Genomic DNA, 15682 nt, shown 5'->3' with positions numbered 1-15682 from the left:
CGATGGCCGGAGAACCGGTCCCGCGTCTGGCGCTGACCGCCGGCGAACCCGCCGGAATCGGACCCGACCTGCTGGCCATGCTGGCGCGCCACGCCGGTCCGGCCCAGCGCGTCGCGATCGGCGATGCGGGCGTCCTCGAACGCCGCGCACGCGATCTGCGCATCGCCCTCACCCTGCGCGCGCACGACCCCGATGCACCGCGCAAACCTACACCTGCCGGCACCCTCGAGCTGCTGGAGGTCCCGGTGGAAGCACCGGTGACCCCCGGGGCCCTGGAACCGGCCAATGCCGGGCACGTGCTCAACCTGCTGGCCGCAGCCGCCGACGGCTGCCTCGACGGGCACTTCGACGCCATGGTGACCGCCCCGGTCCACAAGGGAGTGATCCATCGGGCCGGCCACGATTTCACCGGCCACACCGAATGGCTGGCCGAGCGCGCCGGCTCCGGCCGACCGGTGATGATGCTGGTCGCCGGTGATCTGCGCGTTGCCCTGGTGACCACTCACCTGCCCCTGCGCGAGGTCCCCGACGCGATTACCCCGCCGGTGCTGGAACGGACCCTGCACATCCTGGATCACGACCTCCGCCGCGACTTCGGCCTGGCGCGGCCGCGCATCGCCGTGCTCGGGCTCAACCCGCACGCCGGCGAGGGCGGCGTGCTGGGACGCGAGGAAGAGCTCGTGATCGAACCGGTGCTCGCCCGCCTGCGCGAACGCGGCATGCACCTGACCGGGCCGCTGCCGGCCGACACCGCCTTCACCCCGCGTGCCCTCGCCCGGGTCGACGCGGTGCTCGCCATGTACCACGACCAGGGCCTGCCGGTGCTCAAGCACGCCGGCTTCGGCGAGGCGGTAAACGTCACCCTGGGCCTCCCCTTCGTGCGCACCTCGGTGGATCACGGCACCGCGCTGGATCTGGCCGGCAGCGGACGCGCCGAGGTCGGCAGTCTGGCCGCGGCGGAGAACCTGGCCGCCCGTCTCGCGGGCCACCGCGGGGCACCCCCGGCGGGGACCGCGACATGACCCGACGCACCCGGCGCCCGGCCGCAGCCGACGAGGGACCGGGCCCGGTCCGCCGCCGCTTCGGCCAGAATTTCCTCCATGACCCCGGCATCCTCGATCGCATCGTGCGGGCCATCGACCCGCAGCCGGACGATCGCATGCTGGAGATCGGCCCGGGGCGCGGCGCCCTGACGGCCCCGCTGCTGGACCGCCTGCAGAAACTGGACGCGGTGGAGATCGACCGTGATCTGGCCGCAGCGCTGCGCAGTCACTTCCCGCCCGAACGCCTGACCCTCCACACCGGCGACGCCCTGGAACTGGACCTGGCCGCGCTCGGCGAAACCCCGCCCGCCGGCTGGCGCGTGGTGGGCAACCTCCCCTACAACATCTCCACCCCGCTGCTGTTCCACCTGCTGGCGCAGAGCGAGCACATCCGCGACATGCATTTCCTGCTGCAGCGCGAGGTAGTGGAACGCATCACCGCCGGGCCGGGCAGCAAGCGCTACGGCCGCCTGAGCGTGATGGTCGCCGCGCGCGCCCGCGCCACCGAACTGCTGGGAGTCCCGCCGGGGGCGTTTCACCCGCCGCCGAAGGTGCATTCGGCCGTGGTGCGCATCGTCCCGGATGCCGAGCCGCGGGTACCCGCTGCGCGGCTGCCCGCCTTCGCCGCGCTGGTCAACCGCGCGTTCTCCAATCGGCGCAAGACCCTGCGGCGCGGGCTTGCCGGCCTGCTGGAGGCGGCCGATATCGAGGCCGCCGGCCTGGACCCGGGCCAGCGTCCGGAGACCGTCGACGTCGCCGGTTTCGACGCCCTCGCCCGGCGGATCCCCGAATCCGCCGGCGCGGAGTGACCCGGGCAGGGGCACGGCCCCGCGCCGGGTCCGTTTTTCTCCCTCCACGCCCCGCTCGCGTTACCATGGGCACATGACTGGCAGGGACCGCATGCAGCTGATCGTCGCCGATGTCGGCGGGACCCACACCCGCCTGGCGCAGGCCGAATACGCCCGGGGTACGTGGCAACTGCACGCGACCACCCGCTATGCGAGCCGCGAGTACGCCGGCCTGGGTGCAATCCTCGAGGACTGGCTGGCGCGCCCGGAACAGTCCGGGATGAGCTTCAGCGGCGCGGGCATGGCCGTCGCCGGGCCGGTGCACGCCGGGCGCGCCCGGGTCACCAACCTGCGCTGGCCCGAACTCGCGACCGCCGAACTGGCCGCGGTGGCCGGCGTGCCGGTCGCCCTGCTCAACGATTTCGGCGCGGTGGGCGCCTGTCTCGAGGCCCTGACCCCGGAAGACCGCCTGATCCTGCAGGACGGCGAAGCCGACCCCGCGGGACCGCGGCTGGTCACCGGGGCCGGCACCGGGCTGGGCACCTGCCTGGTCACCCCGCCCGCGGGCACAGATGCCCCGCCGGCGATCCATCCCGGCGAAGGTGGCCACGCGCGTTTTTCCCCGACCGACGCCGACGAGACCGAACTGGCCGCTTTCGTCACCGCCGAGGCCGGCCTGTGCACTCGCGAACACCTGCTCAGCGGCCGCGGCATCGCGCGCATCGGGCGCTTCGAGCTGCAGCGCCGCGACGACCCCGAACTCGGGCGCGCGCTGGCCGCCGCGGAACCCGCCGCCGCCATCAGCGCGCTGGCGGACACCGGTAACCCGGCCGCACTGCGGGTGGTGCGCCGCTTCGTGACCCTGTACGCCGGGCAGCTGGCCGACATGGCGCTGACCGCGCTGCCGCGCGGTGGCGTCTTCATCGGCGGCGGCATCGCCCCGCGCTGGGCCGACCATTTTCTCGCCCCGGCCTTCCGCGAGGCCTTCCGTGCACGCCCGCCGATGGAAGACCTGCTGGAACGCCTGCCAGTGGAACTGATCATTCATCCCGAACCGGGCCTGCTGGGAGCCGCGGTCGCCGCTTCCCGGGCCGGCCCCCACGGAGCATCCGCCCCATGACCATGCAGCAGGAAAATCCCGTCGAGATCGAGGTCTCCAGCGCCTATGTCGAAGACCAGTCGGAACCCGAAGAGGACCGCTACGTCTTCGCCTACCACGTGGTGATCCGCAACGCCGGCGAGCGCAGCGTGCAGCTGCTCAACCGCCACTGGATCATCCGCGACGGGCGCGACCAGACCCAGGAAGTGCGCGGCGAGGGCGTGGTCGGCGAGCAGCCCCATATCGCCCCGGGCGACTCCTTCGAGTACACCAGCGGCACGGTGATCGAGACCCCGGTGGGCATGATGGAAGGCAGCTACGAGATGCGCGACGAGAAGGGGCACACCTTCGAGGCCACCATCCCGCCGTTCACCCTGTCCGTTCCCCGCACGCTGCACTGAGGCCGGCGTGGCACTGTACGCCGTCGGCGACCTGCAGGGCTGCCTGGATCCGCTGGAGCGCCTGCTGGAACGCGTACGCTTCGACCCGTCCCGCGATCGCCTGTGGCTGGTCGGGGACCTGGTCAACCGCGGGCCGGACTCGGCCGGCTGCCTGCGGCGGGTGCGCTCGCTGGGCGCGGCCGCGACCACCGTGCTCGGCAACCACGACCTGCATCTGCTGGCTGCCAGCGAGGGCCTGCGCGAACCCGGCCGGCGCGACACCCTGCGCGAGGTGCTGGACGCCCCGGATGCCGCGGAGCTGCTGGAATGGGTGGCCAGCCAGCCGCTGCTGCATCGCGACCCCGACAACGACTGGACGCTGGTCCACGCCGGCATCCCGCCGGTATGGGACACCGACACCGCCGCCGCCGAGGCGCGGCGAGTAGAGGCCGAACTGGGCGAACCGCGCCGGCGTCGTGCCCTGCTGGAGGTGATGTACGGCGACACGCCGGCGCAATGGGATCCGGCCCTTCAGGGCTACGATCGCCTGCGCTTCGCGATCAACGGCTTCACCCGCATGCGCATGGTCGGCGGCGGTCCCGGCGGCGCGCTGGAATTCGCCAGCAACGGCCCGCCGGAAGAAGCCCCGGCGACGCTGGTCCCGTGGTTCGAACACCCCGCACGCCGCAGCCGCGGCACCCCGGTGGTGTTCGGCCACTGGGCCGCGCTGGGTCACCGCCGCGGCCCCGACTGGCTGGCGCTGGACAGCGGCTGCGTCTGGGGGAATGCGATGAGCCTGGCACGCCTGGACGGTGCCACGCCGCAGACCGCGCCGGTGGAACAGACCCCCTGTCCGGGGACCTGAGAAGCCCCGGACGGCCCTCGTCAGCCCCGCCCGGGGCGGGGATCGTCGACCGGCTCCGCGGGGACGCCCAGCGCCTCCACGATCTGCGAACGCGCCGCCTCGGCGAGCTCGCGGCGCGGGCGATCATGCCCCTGCAGCGGCTCCAGCACATGCACGCTCACCCGCGTGCGCGGGCGGCACAGCAGCCGCCACACGTTGGGCACCAGACGATCATGTCCGGCGAAAGCCACCGGCACCGTACCGTCGCTGTAGCTTTCGTAATCCAGCGCCACCGGCTGCACCGGATGCGCGGTCCCCGTGACCGCAGCGAACAGCCGGGGATGAAAGCGGCGCAGCCCGTGTCCCCGGGTCGTCGTGCCCTCGGGGAACACCACGAAATGCCGCCCCGCGTCCAGCCCTTCGCGCATCGCTTCCACGTGCGCCGATGCTTCGTGTCCGCCGCGACGGATGAAGCGCGTACCGTGGCGTCGCGCCAGCCAGCCAATGATCGGCCAGCGGGCGATCTCGGCCTTGGACAGGAAACAGGGGTCCACCGCCGCGCCCAGCAACGGGATATCCAGCCAGGACACATGATTGGCGACCACCAGCGACGCCTCGCGGGGTGGTTCCCCCGCGACCTCGCAGTACACGCCCGCCAGCTGCAGTGCCCTGCGATACCAGGCGCGCCGCACCTGCGAATGCGCCTCGGGGCCGGCGCCCTGTCGCTGCAGCCGCCAGGTGACCCAGACCCCGACCAGCAGATGGCCCAGAATCCGGACGAGTCGGAATATCCCTCTTGCGGTACCTGTCATGCCCTTCCCTTGTGTTGCGGGGCCACGGCCGGATGGCGTGCGCCCGGTTCGCGCCGCTCATGGTAAACGAGACCTGCCGTACCGGTGGACTGCAGGCGTTATCGAAGCGGTTCAGGAAGGACCCGATCCCGGGATCCCGTCGCGGAAGCGGCAGGGGCGGGCTCGACTGGATGGAACGACTCGTTTTGCGCGGCCACCCGGGACTTGCGCTGGCCGCGGCCCCGGTCCTGGAACGCGCCGGCCTGACACTGGCGCTGACGGCCCTGCTGGTGTCGCTGGACAGCGCGCTCGCCCGTGCGCTTCAGACCGGAAGCGGCAGGGGCAACCACGGAACCAGCGCCAGGCTGGCACCGGCGATCAATGCGCCGATCAGGGCCCCCACCGCCACGTCGCTGGGGTAGTGCAGCGCCAGCACCAGGCGCGACATGGCCACCAGCAGCGCGAACGGCACCACCAGCCAGGCCCAGGCCGGCAGCCAGGCCACCAGCACGACCGTGAAACCCACGGCGTGCATGGTGTGCCCGGACGGAAAGCTGAACTCGTCCAGCGCAGGCACCCCCGGCAGCAGGTCGTCGTGGCGCCGGTAAGGCCGCGGCCGGCCGGCCCCCTGCTTGAGTACCCGGTAAAGCGGCATCGACACCAGACCCACGGCCATCATGTGCAGGCTGACCGTCCACGCCCAGATCCCGTGGATCGCCGGCAGTGCAAGCATGATCGCGTACCAGGCCCCGCCATTGCCCAGTCGCGAGACGACGGCAAAGAACCGACTGACGAGCGGATGCCGCGCGAACCGGTTGCAGTGGCGAGCGACACGGCCGTCGAGATGGTCAACCCGCTGCAGCAGACGCATGCCGCCCCTCCTCCGCAAGGAGTTCTTCCAGCTGGGCGGCGAAATGGGCCACGATGCAGGACCAGTCCAGTCCTTCGGCCCGCAGGCGGGCGGCCTCGCCCATGCCCTTCCAGGCCAGGCGGTCACGCCGACGCTTTTCCGCCAGACGCAGTGCCACTCCGGCGAACGCCTCGCTGTCCCGATCCGCATGACCGGTGACCGGCACCCGCGCACCGTTCTCGCCGTCGCGCAGGTGTTCGCGCGCCGCGGCGCGGTCAAAGGCCAGCACCGGCAGACCGCTGGCCATCGCCTCGATCACCACGTTGCCGAAGGTTTCGGATCGCGAGGCGAACACGAACAGGTCGGCGCTGGCGTAATGGGCCGCCAGGTCCTCGCCGGTACGCATGCCGGCAAAGATCACCTCGGGGTGGCGGGCCTCCAGGGCGGGACGCGACGGTCCGTCCCCGACCATCACCAGACGCGCATTCGGGAGGCGGGTGCGGACCGCTTCCCAGGCGCGAATGACGTCTTCGGGTGACTTCTCCGGCGCCAGCCGGCCCACGCTCATCAGCACCGGCGCGTCCACGCCGCCACCCCATTCCTGGCGCAGGGGCCATGACCGCCGGCCGGGGTGAAACATCGCAGAATCCACCCCCCGCGCCAGCACCCGGACACCGTGAAAGCCGTACGAATCCAGTTCTCTGGCCAGGGTCCGGGTCGGGACCTGGGTGGCATGGCAACGATTATGAAAGCGCCGCAGCACCGCCAGCGCCAGAGGCTCGGCCCAGCGCATGCCGTAATGCCGGGCGTAGCCATCGAATCGGGTGTGAAAGGCCGAACTGACGGGGATGCCGAGGCGGCGGGCGGCGCTCACTGCCGCGTGCCCCAGCGGGCCCTCGGTGGCCACATGCACGACATCGGGCCGCAGGCGTGACCAGCGTCGCAGCAGACGCTGACGCACCGGCAACCCCATGCGCAGGCCCGGATAGCCCGGGAGCGGCAGCCCCGGCACCCGGTATTCGTCTTCCTCCGCCACCGGCTGCGGACCGCGCGCCCGGTCCACCGCCTGGCGAGGACGCACGACCTCGGCCTGCCAGCCACATTCGCGGACCCCTTCCACCAGGCGGTGCAGGGTCAGGGCCACGCCATTGATCTCGGGTGGCCAGGTCTCGGTCACCACGGCCACGCGCGGGCTGGCCGCCATGATCACCATTCCCCCGAGGCGAAACGACCCGGGCCGGCGGGGTCGCTGCCAGCCCCGGAATGCCACGGCTCCGCCGAGCGGAAGCGGGCCGGGATGTCCGCGCGCCGCAGCAGCATCAGGAGGCTGGCCGCATCCCCGCTGACGTCATGCGACGGCTCGCCGGCGACCTTCGCCCCGAACGCCAGCCACGACCGGGCCAGCGGCGGCAGGCCCTCCGCCGACGGCATGCCGTGCCAGATCGTCAGGGCATTGGGGAGCGGCTTGCGCGGGCTCACGCGGCACCGCGACGGGGTGCGACGAAAATTGCGCAACCAGGCAAGGCTGGCCGGCGTATGGCGATCCAGAGGCAGCGACGTGCGCGCGATCAGGTAGCGGCAGTCGAGGCTTTCCAGCAGACGGGTCACCCCGCGCCAGAGCGCGGCGACCGCCGCTTCACGCTCCTCGAACCCGGGCAGGAAACGGACGCGATCGAGCTCCGCACCGCGCCCGGACAGGGCCATCAGCGGGCCGAGATCGAAGTCCTCGAGGCCCGGGAAGCCGCCAGCCGCAGCCACGGTCTCCTCCACCAGCAGACGGGCACAGGCCACCGGTTCGCGCGTGCCGCGAGCGAATACCAGCAGATGGTGGCCCCAGGCATCCAGCGGGTCACGATCCAGCCCGGCCAGACGCGCCGGCAGACAGCGACCGCGATGCTCCGCCGCGATCCGGAAGCGCAGACGCTGGGCTGCCCGCAGTTCTTCGCGGTCGCTGGCCACGCGCCACTCGTAACCGGGGTCGGCGGAATGTGTCGCATGAAGGGACGAATCGGACATGGCGAAGTCTCCACGGGTCATATCCCGGGAGACTACGGCCATCGGCTTGCAGCGCCTTGACCGGCGCGTGACGTTTGAGTGACCGGGCCGGAGGCAACCGCCGGCTGGCGGCAGCGGCCCGGTCGGGCAGGAAGGGGCGGCTCGGGCCTACGGCAGCTGACCGGTGTAGGCGCCGGATTCGACCGGCAGGTCCTCGCCTTCCCAGGATTTCATCCCGCCGGCGACGTTGACCACGTTGGTGAAGCCCATCTCCTGCAGGCGCAGGACCGACAGGGCGGCGCGACCACCGGTGGCACAGATGATGGCCACGGGCTTCTCGCGCGCGGAGTACAGCGCCTCGATGCGATGCGGGGTATTGGGGTCGGCCGCGCCTTCCAGCAGACCGCGCGGGATCAGCAGCGAATCCGGCACGTGGGCACGTTCGTATTCATAGGGCTCGCGCACGTCGACCAGGGTCCAGTCCTCGCCCTTCTGGATCGCCTCGTGCAGCTCTTCCGGGGAGATCTCGCGGATGTCCTCGCGTGCCGCGGCGACAAAATCCTTCATCAGCTTTTCGCTCATGGGGCATTCCTTTTGTTCGGTGAAGTTTTGATGGTTGAACGGATAACCCTTGCAGTCTGAGGGCTTCGCCGCCGATTTCAAGCTCAGTGTTTCTCCGGCTCAGTGTTTCTTCGGGGGCGTCATTCGCCCGCCGCCAGACGTTCCGCCAGCGCCGCCGGGTCGTCCACCGGGGGTTCGCAATGCAGACCGCGGCACAGCCAGGCGCGCGGTCCGCCCTCGCGCGGCGCCTTGCCGGCCAGGGCGTCGGGCAGATCGCGGGCATCGTCGGGCACGGGGAAGACCCGCGCCGCGCCATCGGCGGCAGCGATCGTCCGGCGCGCGTCGGCCAGCGTCTCGCCCTGCCCGCGCAGGACCACCAGCGGCGGGGCGTGATAATGCATGTCGAGCGCCACCAGCAGGCTCATGTGGCCCATCGGCGCGTGTTCGATCATCGGCCCGGCATTGGCCAGCGTACCCTCGGCCGCCTCCAGATAGCGCGGCTCGGCCAGCAGATGCCCCAGCCGGATCAGGCACTGCGCGGCGATCCCGTTGCCCGCGGCCATGGCATCGTCGGAATACACCTTGGGCCGCTGGATCAGGGCCTCGTGGTCGCGCGCGGTGTAGAAAAAGCCGCCGCTGGCATCATCGTGGAAATCCTCCATCAGGGCCCCGGCCAGGGTCACGGCCCAGTCCAGAAGCTCGCTGTCCCATTCAGTCTCCAGCAGCGCCAGGGTCGCCTCCAGCAGCGCGGCATAGTCGTCGAGGCAGGCGCGCGGCATGGCCGAGCTCGCCCCCTCGCGATAGCTGGCATACAGGCGGCCGTCGTGCCAGTGCAGGCGCCGTACCGCCGCCATTGCGTCCTGTGCCAGCACCAGCCAGTCGGGGCGATCCAGCGCGCGGGCGGCGCGCGCCAGGCCGGTGATCATCAGCGCGTTCCATCCGGCCAGCAGCTTGTCGTCGCGATGCGGGCGCACGCGCTGTTCACGCGCCTCCAGCAGCCGCTCGCGCGCCTGGTTCAGGCGGGACGCGGCCTCCTCCGGGGAGATCCCCAGGGCATCCGCGACGGTGTCCGGCGGCACCACTTCGTGCAGGTGCCAGCGGCCCTCGAAGTTGGGCGGCCCCTGCAGACCCCACACGCGTGCGGCGACCGCCCATTCCTCGGCCGGCAGCAGCGATTCCACGGTCTCCGGGTCCCAGGCATAGAAGCGCCCTTCCTCGCCTTCGGAATCGGCATCCAGGCTGGAACAGAAGGCGCCGCTGGCATCCCGCATCTCGCGCTCGAGCCAGGCCACTGTCTGCTCCGCGACCCGCCGCGAACGGGTGTCGCCGCGCGCCGCGCGCTCGGCGTACAGTCCCAGCAGCGGCCCGTTGTCGTACAGCATCTTCTCGAAATGCGGGATCATCCAGCGGGTGTCCACCGAGTAGCGACAGAACCCGCCGCCGACCTGGTCGAACAGCCCGCCGGCGGCCATCGCGTCCAGGGTGGCGTCCAGCATGCGGCGGGACTCGCCGTCGCCGTGGCGGGCCGCATGCCAGGCCAGCCAGTCGAGCGAGGCCGGGTGCGGAAACTTGGGCGCATCGCCGAAACCGCCATGCTCCGCATCGAAGCTCTGCGCCAGTTCCGCGCGGGCCTTGTCCACCACGCTCAGCGCCGGGATGCTGCCGCCCTCCGGGTTGTAGATCCGCGTGAGCGCCTGCTGCAGCGAATCGTTCTGGCGCCGGATCTCCTCCGGGTGTTCGGCGAGGAAATCGGCCACACGGTTGAGCAGGTCGACAAACGACGGCAGCCCGTGCCGCGGGGTGTTCGGGAAGTAGGTCCCGGCGAAGAACGGCACCTGATCCGGGGTCAGGAACACGGTCAGCGGCCAGCCACCCGGGCGCTGCGCCAGCAGCATGTGCGCGTTCTGGTAGATGCGGTCCAGATCGGGCCGCTCCTCGCGATCCACCTTGATGTTCACATAGCGCCGGTTCATCACCTCCGCGGTCGCCGGATCCTCGAAGGATTCATGCGCCATCACGTGGCACCAGTGGCAGGCGGAGTACCCGATCGACAGCAGGATCGGCTTGTCCTCGGTCCGCGCCCGCTCCAGGGCCTCCTCGCCCCACGGATACCAGTCGACCGGATTGTCCGCGTGCTGTTGCAGATACGGGCTGCTGGCGCCGGCGAGACGGTTCATGGCGACCTCCCTGGAAACGTGGGTGGCGAAAGCCGGGACGAAGACGGTCCCGATGCGTGCGAATGCCTTGCAGGACCGGTAGGATGTGCGGCTGTTTCGGCCACCGCAAGCGCCCATGCCTGTTCACCCGTTTATCGATCCGGTCGCGTTCTCCCTGGGCCCGGTCAGCATCCACTGGTACGGGCTGATGTACGTCATCGGATTCCTGGCCTTCTGGGGGCTGGGGGTCTGGCGCGCGCGCTCGCGCGACTGGGATCCGCTGGAACCGCGCCAGGTCGGCGACCTGCTGTTCTGGGGCGCGATCGGCGTGATCATCGGCGGGCGCCTGGGCTACGCGCTGTTCTACAACTTCGACGGCGTGCTGGCCGACCCGCTGAGCCTGATCCGGCTGTGGGAGGGCGGCATGTCCTTCCACGGCGGGCTGATCGGCGTGCTGGTCACCGCCTGGCTGTACGCCCGGCATCTGCACCAGCCGTTCTTCCGCCTGACCGATTTCATCGCCCCGCTGATCCCCATCGGTCTGGGCGCCGGGCGCGTGGGCAACTGGATCAACGGCGAGCTGTGGGGCAAGCCCACCGACCTGCCGTGGGCGATGGTCTTCCCCGCGGCCGACTACGTACCCCGGCATCCCTCGCAGCTCTACCAGGCCTTTCTCGAAGGCGTGGTGCTGTTCGTGGTGCTGTGGCTGGTGTCGCGCCAGCCGCGGCGGACCGGTCTGGTCTCGGGCCTGTTCCTGACCCTGTACGGCGCGTTCCGTTTCCTGGTGGAGTTCGTGCGCGAACCGGACGCGCACATCGGCTATCTCGCCTTCGGCTGGGTCACCATGGGGCAGGTCCTGTCACTACCGGTGATCCTGTTCGGCCTCGGCCTGATCGTCTGGTCGCGCCGCAATCCCCTGCCCGAACCCCGCCCGGACACCTCCGGGAAGCCCTGAGGACGCACCATGCGGCAATACCTGGATCTCGTCCGCCACATCCGCGACCACGGCAGCGACCGCCCGGACCGCACCGGCACCGGGACGCGCTCGGTGTTCGGCTACCAGATGCGCTTCGACCTGGCGCAGGGCTTCCCCCTGGTCACCACCAAGAAGACCCATCTGCGCTCGGTCATCCACGAGCTGCTTTGGTTCCTCGCGGGGGACACCAACGTGGGCTACCTGCGCGACAACAAGGTAACCATCTGGGATGAATGGGCCACCGAGGGCGGTGAACTGGGCCCGATCTACGGCGCCCAGTGGCGTTCCTGGCCACTGCCCGACGGAGGCACCCACGATCAGCTGACGGAGCTGCTGGACAACCTTCGCACCCGCCCGCACTCGCGCCGCCACGTGATCTCCGCATGGAACGTCGCCGACCTGCCGGACGAGACCCGTGCCCCGCAAGAGAACGCGGCCGCCGGCCTTATGGCCCTCGCCCCCTGCCATGCCCTGTTCCAGTTCTACGTGGCCGACGGCCGGCTGTCCTGCCAGCTCTACCAGCGCAGCGCCGACGTGTTCCTGGGCGTGCCCTTCAACATCGCCAGCTATGCCCTGCTGACGCACATGATCGCGCAGGTGGTCGACCTGGCACCCGGCGAATTCGTCCATACCCTGGGCGATGCGCACCTCTACGCCAACCACGCCGAGCAGGTCGACACCCTGCTGGAGCGCGAACCGCTGCCGCTGCCGACCCTGCACCTCAACCCGGAGGTGCGCGACCTGTTCGCGTTCCGCTTCGAGGACATCGAGGTCCGCGACTACCAGTCCCACCCCGCCATCCGCGCCCCCATCGCCATCTAGCCCGCCATGCGCTAGATTGGTTCTGAGGACCGGGAGGCGACCATGAAGCAATACACGGTCATTATCGAGCAGGGCGACAGCGGCTGGGGAGCCTATGTTCCGGACCTCCCGGGCTGCATTGCGACCGGTGACAGCCGCGAGGAAGTCATGGCCGCGATTCGCGAGGCGATCACCATGCACCTGGAAGCCCTGCATGACGAAGGCGAGCCGATTCCCGAACCGCACCATTCCAGCGAAACCGTGCGAATCGATGCAGCCTGAAGCCCGGGGACCCGAGATCCATATCATCGTGGCGCTGGACCCGGATCACGTGATCGGGCGCGACAACGACCTGCCGTGGCGGCTGCCGGACGACCTGCGGCACTTCAAGCGGGTGACCGCCGGCCATCCGGTGATCATGGGCCGGCGCACGTTCGAATCCATCGGCCGGCCGCTGCCGAAGCGCCGCAACCTGGTGCTGACCCGGCAGACCGACTGGCAGCAGCCCGAAGGCGTCGAGGTCTTTTCCGACCTGGACAAAGCGCTGGCGAATATCGATTCGGGTCCGGCGTTCGTCATCGGCGGGGCCGGGCTGTTCGCCGAGGCCCTGCCGCGCACCGGGGTCCTGCACCTGACCCGGGTGCACGAACGCCATCCCGGCGATACGTATTTCCCCGCCATCGATCCCGCGGAATGGACGCTGATCGAGTCGGAATACCACCCGGCCGACGAGCAGCACGCCTGCGCGTTCACCTTCGAGCGTCTGGAGCGGCGCTGAGCCGGATCAGCGCGTGCCGAAGCGCGGCAGCAGCCGCGCGGGTAGCAGCTGCACCAGGATGAAGCCCAGCAGGGCCGCGACCACGATGCTCGGCCCGGTGGGGGTATCCCACTGGAACGAGCCGGCGATCCCCGCCCCCACCGCCAGCATGCCGAGCACCCCGGCGAGGATCGCCATCTGCTCCGGGGTGCGGGCGAAGCGTCGCGAGGTCGCCGCCGGGATGATCATCAGCGCCGTGATCAGCAGTACGCCGACCACCTGCATCGCCGCCGCGATCACCAGCGCGATCAGCAGCATCATGCCCAGGCGCACCGGCAGGGCCCGCACGCCCTCCACCCGCGCCAGTTCCTCGTGCACGGTCAGTGCCAGCAGAGGCCGCCACAGCGCGATCAGCAGCACCAGCGCAATCAGCCCGCCGATGGCGATCGCCAGCAGGTCGTCGCGCCCCACCGCGAGGATGTCGCCGAACAGATAGGCCATCAGGTCCACCCGCAGCCCCTCGACGAAGGCCACCGCCACGATCCCCAGCGACAGCGCGCTGTGGGCGAGGATCCCCAGCAGGGTGTCCGAGCCCAGCTCCTGATAGCGCTGCAGGATCACCAGTAGCACCGCGATGGCGATGCACACCAGCGTCACCATCAGGTTGAGATTCAGCCCTAGCAGAAAGCCCAGGGCCACCCCCAGCAGTGCCGAGTGCGACACCGTGTCGCCGAAATAGGCCATGCGCCGCCACACCACGAAGGCACCCAGCGGCCCCGCGACCACCGCCACCATCAGGCCCGCCAGCACGGCGCGCACCAGGAAGTCATCCAGCCAGCCGGCGATGTCCATCAGTGACGGCACCCCGGGCCGTGCTTCGGGTCGTCACAAGCCCCGGCCGAGTCTTCCGGAGCCCCGTCCAGTGGCCGGACCTCGCCGTGCAGGCCGTGCACATGGTTGTGATCGTGGGTGTAGACCGCCAGACCCCGCAGATCCACGCTGGGGAACAGGCGCCGGTATTCCGGGTGGCGCGAGACTTCCTCGGGGTTTCCGGTGCAGCAGACATGCCGGTTCAGGCAGATCACCGTCTCCGCCCCGGCCATCACGAAATGCAGGTCGTGCGAGACGATCAGCACCCCGCAGCCGGACTCGCGGCGGATGTCGTCCAGCATCGCGAACACATCGCCCTGCCCCACCACGTCGACCCCCTGGGCCGGTTCGTCCAGCACCAGCAGATCGGGCTCGCCCAGCAATGCCCGCGCCAGCAGCACCCGCTGGGTCTCGCCGCCGGACAGCGACTGGATCGGCGAATCGATGAGGTGGCCGACCCCCACCCGCTCCAGCTTGGCCAGCAGTTCACGCCGCGGCAGCCGCTGGCGCATGCGCAGAAAACGATATACCGACAGCGGCAGCACCGGTTCGATCTGCAGCCGCTGAGGCATGTAACCGACCCGCAGATCCGGGGCGCGTTCCACATGGCCGCCGTCCGGCTGCCACAGTCCCATCAGCACACGCAGCAGGCTGGTCTTGCCCGCGCCGTTGGGGCCGATGATCATCGCCGCCTCGCCCGCGTGCACCGCCATCGACACCCGGTCGAGGATCGTCCGTCCGCCCCGCTCCACCGTCACCTCGCGGGCCGCCACCAGCGGCCCGGAACCCCGCTCCGGGCGCGGCCGCGGATGGCGGCCCGCACGGTGACCGCGTAACCAGTTGTGGACGCTCGCGAACATGATGGTATTGTATAACATCCAGATCCCAGACGGAGCCCCGGTCATGATGCGCAAACGTTTCCCCCTGCTCACCGGCACCCTGGTCGCCAGCGCCACGCTGGCCATACCCGCACAGGCGGACGACCCGCGGGTGGTCTCCAGCATCCTCCCGATCCACGGCCTGGTCGCGGGCCTGGTGGATGACGTCATGGAGGCCGATGTCCTGCTGCCGCCGGATGCCTCACCGCACGGCTACTCCATGCGCCCGTCCGAAGCCCGGCGTTTGCAGAACGCCGAAGTGGTGGTCTGGGTCGGGCCCGACCTGGAGACCTTCCTCGAATCACCCCTGCGCAATCGGGGAGAAGGTACCACGGTCGTGACCCTGATGGAGGACATGGACCTCGATCTGCTGCCCACGCGCTCGGGCGGGGTCTGGGAACCGCACGACCACGGTCACGATCATGATGCGGCGCATGAAGAGGCCCGCGAAGAAGGACATGGCGGAGAGCATGACCACGGCCATGACCATGAGCACGGGCATGATCACGACCACGGGCATGACCACGACCACGGGCATGACCACGACCACGGGCATGACCACGACCACGGCCATGACCACGACCACGGCCATGACCACGACCACGGGCATGACCACGACCACGGGCATGACCACGACCGCGGGCATGACCATGACCACGGGCATGACCATGACCACGGGCATGACCATGACCACGGGCATGACCACGACCACGGGCATGACCACGACCACGGCCATGACCACGACCACGGGCATGACCACGACCGCGGGCATGACCATGACCACGGCCATGACCACGACCGCGGGCATGACCACGACCGCGGGCATGACCACGACCACGGGCATGACCATGACCACGGGCATGACCAGGAGCACGCACATGGCCACCAGGACG

Annotated in this window: 18 protein-coding genes; 10 read left to right on the top strand and 8 right to left on the bottom strand. The window is 70.3% G+C overall.

Annotation, left to right across the window (positions count from 1 at the left end; genetic code table 11):
* Nucleotides 1–2: 2 nt before the first annotated feature.
* The 5 genes from pdxA to C998_RS0110830 all read left to right on the top strand — a co-directional run bounded on the left by pdxA (nt 3) and on the right by C998_RS0110830 (nt 4175).
* Complete coding sequence (pdxA, locus tag C998_RS0110850; protein WP_018870890.1) at nt 3–1022, top strand: 4-hydroxythreonine-4-phosphate dehydrogenase PdxA; 1020 nt, start codon at nt 3–5, stop codon at nt 1020–1022.
* Nucleotides 1019–1852: a 16S rRNA (adenine(1518)-N(6)/adenine(1519)-N(6))-dimethyltransferase RsmA gene (gene rsmA, locus C998_RS0110845; RefSeq protein WP_018870889.1), complete on the top strand. Its 834-nt coding sequence runs from the start codon at nt 1019–1021 to the stop codon at nt 1850–1852. Before pdxA ends, rsmA begins: the two co-directional genes overlap by 4 nt.
* A gap of 91 nt (nt 1853–1943) precedes the next feature.
* A complete protein-coding gene (locus C998_RS0110840; protein ID WP_018870888.1) occupies nt 1944–2951 on the top strand; it encodes a glucokinase in 1008 nt (335 codons plus the stop codon).
* The gene (gene apaG / locus C998_RS0110835; RefSeq protein ID WP_018870887.1) at nt 2948–3331 is read left to right on the top strand and encodes a Co2+/Mg2+ efflux protein ApaG; all 384 of its coding nucleotides are present in this window, start codon (nt 2948–2950) and stop codon (nt 3329–3331) included. The genes C998_RS0110840 and apaG overlap by 4 nt, the downstream gene beginning before the upstream one ends.
* A 7-nt stretch (nt 3332–3338) precedes the next feature.
* Nucleotides 3339–4175, top strand: a complete 837-nt coding sequence (locus tag C998_RS0110830; protein ID WP_018870886.1) for a symmetrical bis(5'-nucleosyl)-tetraphosphatase — start codon at nt 3339–3341, stop codon at nt 4173–4175.
* Nucleotides 4176–4195: 20 nt separating this feature from the next.
* Here C998_RS0110830 and C998_RS0110825 read toward each other — a convergent pair whose 3' ends face one another.
* The 6 genes from C998_RS0110825 to C998_RS0110800 all read right to left on the bottom strand — a co-directional run bounded on the left by C998_RS0110825 (nt 4196) and on the right by C998_RS0110800 (nt 10528).
* Nucleotides 4196–4966 (bottom strand): 1-acyl-sn-glycerol-3-phosphate acyltransferase, encoded by a 771-nt coding sequence (locus tag C998_RS0110825; protein ID WP_018870885.1) that lies wholly within the window; start codon nt 4964–4966, stop codon nt 4196–4198.
* Nucleotides 4967–5267: 301 nt separating this feature from the next.
* Nucleotides 5268–5816 carry a phosphatase PAP2 family protein gene (locus tag C998_RS0110820; RefSeq protein ID WP_018870884.1) on the bottom strand — a complete coding sequence of 183 codons (549 nt, stop codon included), beginning with the start codon at nt 5814–5816 and terminating at the stop codon, nt 5268–5270.
* Complete coding sequence (locus tag C998_RS0110815; protein WP_018870883.1) at nt 5794–7008, bottom strand: glycosyltransferase family 1 protein; 1215 nt, start codon at nt 7006–7008, stop codon at nt 5794–5796. The genes C998_RS0110820 and C998_RS0110815 overlap by 23 nt, the downstream gene beginning before the upstream one ends.
* Entirely contained in the window at nt 7002–7811 is an 810-nt protein-coding gene (locus C998_RS0110810) for a GNAT family N-acetyltransferase (protein WP_018870882.1), read from the bottom strand. The genes C998_RS0110815 and C998_RS0110810 overlap by 7 nt, the downstream gene beginning before the upstream one ends.
* Before the next feature lie 147 nt (nt 7812–7958).
* Nucleotides 7959–8372 carry a rhodanese-like domain-containing protein gene (locus tag C998_RS0110805; protein WP_018870881.1) on the bottom strand — a complete coding sequence of 138 codons (414 nt, stop codon included), beginning with the start codon at nt 8370–8372 and terminating at the stop codon, nt 7959–7961.
* A gap of 119 nt (nt 8373–8491) precedes the next feature.
* Nucleotides 8492–10528, bottom strand: coding sequence for a thioredoxin domain-containing protein (locus C998_RS0110800; protein ID WP_018870880.1), 2037 nt, complete (start codon nt 10526–10528; stop codon nt 8492–8494).
* 115 nt (nt 10529–10643) lie between these two features.
* Between C998_RS0110800 and lgt the strand changes: the two genes are divergently transcribed.
* The 4 genes from lgt to C998_RS0110780 are packed head-to-tail and all read left to right on the top strand — an operon-like array spanning nt 10644 to nt 13062.
* Nucleotides 10644–11462 (top strand): prolipoprotein diacylglyceryl transferase, encoded by an 819-nt coding sequence (lgt, locus tag C998_RS0110795; protein ID WP_018870879.1) that lies wholly within the window; start codon nt 10644–10646, stop codon nt 11460–11462.
* Between the two features lie 9 nt (nt 11463–11471).
* Nucleotides 11472–12305 carry a thymidylate synthase gene (locus C998_RS0110790; protein ID WP_018870878.1) on the top strand — a complete coding sequence of 278 codons (834 nt, stop codon included), beginning with the start codon at nt 11472–11474 and terminating at the stop codon, nt 12303–12305.
* A 42-nt stretch (nt 12306–12347) separates the two neighbouring features.
* Nucleotides 12348–12566: a type II toxin-antitoxin system HicB family antitoxin gene (locus C998_RS0110785; RefSeq protein ID WP_018870877.1), complete on the top strand. Its 219-nt coding sequence runs from the start codon at nt 12348–12350 to the stop codon at nt 12564–12566.
* Nucleotides 12556–13062: a dihydrofolate reductase gene (locus C998_RS0110780; protein ID WP_018870876.1), complete on the top strand. Its 507-nt coding sequence runs from the start codon at nt 12556–12558 to the stop codon at nt 13060–13062. Before C998_RS0110785 ends, C998_RS0110780 begins: the two co-directional genes overlap by 11 nt.
* A 6-nt stretch (nt 13063–13068) precedes the next feature.
* On the opposite strand, the gene znuB is transcribed toward C998_RS0110780, so the two are convergent.
* Nucleotides 13069–13893, bottom strand: a complete 825-nt coding sequence (gene znuB, locus C998_RS0110775) for a zinc ABC transporter permease subunit ZnuB (RefSeq protein ID WP_018870875.1) — start codon at nt 13891–13893, stop codon at nt 13069–13071.
* On the bottom strand, nt 13893–14789 hold the full coding sequence (locus tag C998_RS0110770) for an ATP-binding cassette domain-containing protein (RefSeq protein WP_026279579.1): 897 nt from the start codon (nt 14787–14789) through the stop codon (nt 13893–13895). Before C998_RS0110770 ends, znuB begins: the two co-directional genes overlap by 1 nt.
* Nucleotides 14790–14814: 25 nt before the next feature.
* Here C998_RS0110770 and C998_RS14555 point away from each other — a divergent pair.
* On the top strand, nt 14815–15682 hold an 868-nt coding region (locus C998_RS14555), incomplete at its 3' end, for a metal ABC transporter solute-binding protein, Zn/Mn family (protein WP_231364980.1).

This window comes from Thioalkalivibrio sp. ALgr3, from assembly GCF_000377325.1.
Classification (GTDB): Bacteria; Pseudomonadota; Gammaproteobacteria; order Ectothiorhodospirales; family Ectothiorhodospiraceae; genus Thioalkalivibrio.
The sequence above is the reverse complement of the archived record's forward strand: the minus strand, read 5'-3'. Positions and strand labels throughout refer to the sequence as shown.

What these genes read in the sequence shown, in the direction of transcription:
- C998_RS0110810 (WP_018870882.1), bottom strand. Translation starts at nt 7,811, where the DNA reads ATGTCCGATTCGTCCCTTCATGCGACACATTCCGCCGACCCCGGTTAC.
- C998_RS0110825 (WP_018870885.1), bottom strand. Translation starts at nt 4,966, where the DNA reads ATGACAGGTACCGCAAGAGGGATATTCCGACTCGTCCGGATTCTGGGC.
- C998_RS0110800 (WP_018870880.1), bottom strand. Translation starts at nt 10,528, where the DNA reads ATGAACCGTCTCGCCGGCGCCAGCAGCCCGTATCTGCAACAGCACGCG.
- C998_RS0110770 (WP_026279579.1), bottom strand. Translation starts at nt 14,789, where the DNA reads ATGTTATACAATACCATCATGTTCGCGAGCGTCCACAACTGGTTACGC.
- rsmA (WP_018870889.1), top strand. Translation starts at nt 1,019, where the DNA reads ATGACCCGACGCACCCGGCGCCCGGCCGCAGCCGACGAGGGACCGGGC.
- C998_RS0110790 (WP_018870878.1), top strand. Translation starts at nt 11,472, where the DNA reads ATGCGGCAATACCTGGATCTCGTCCGCCACATCCGCGACCACGGCAGC.
- apaG (WP_018870887.1), top strand. Translation starts at nt 2,948, where the DNA reads ATGACCATGCAGCAGGAAAATCCCGTCGAGATCGAGGTCTCCAGCGCC.
- pdxA (WP_018870890.1), top strand. Translation starts at nt 3, where the DNA reads ATGGCCGGAGAACCGGTCCCGCGTCTGGCGCTGACCGCCGGCGAACCC.
- C998_RS0110840 (WP_018870888.1), top strand. Translation starts at nt 1,944, where the DNA reads ATGCAGCTGATCGTCGCCGATGTCGGCGGGACCCACACCCGCCTGGCG.
- C998_RS0110820 (WP_018870884.1), bottom strand. Translation starts at nt 5,816, where the DNA reads ATGCGTCTGCTGCAGCGGGTTGACCATCTCGACGGCCGTGTCGCTCGC.
- C998_RS0110780 (WP_018870876.1), top strand. Translation starts at nt 12,556, where the DNA reads ATGCAGCCTGAAGCCCGGGGACCCGAGATCCATATCATCGTGGCGCTG.
- C998_RS0110805 (WP_018870881.1), bottom strand. Translation starts at nt 8,372, where the DNA reads ATGAGCGAAAAGCTGATGAAGGATTTTGTCGCCGCGGCACGCGAGGAC.
- lgt (WP_018870879.1), top strand. Translation starts at nt 10,644, where the DNA reads ATGCCTGTTCACCCGTTTATCGATCCGGTCGCGTTCTCCCTGGGCCCG.
- C998_RS0110785 (WP_018870877.1), top strand. Translation starts at nt 12,348, where the DNA reads ATGAAGCAATACACGGTCATTATCGAGCAGGGCGACAGCGGCTGGGGA.
- znuB (WP_018870875.1), bottom strand. Translation starts at nt 13,893, where the DNA reads ATGGACATCGCCGGCTGGCTGGATGACTTCCTGGTGCGCGCCGTGCTG.
- C998_RS0110815 (WP_018870883.1), bottom strand. Translation starts at nt 7,008, where the DNA reads ATGGTGATCATGGCGGCCAGCCCGCGCGTGGCCGTGGTGACCGAGACC.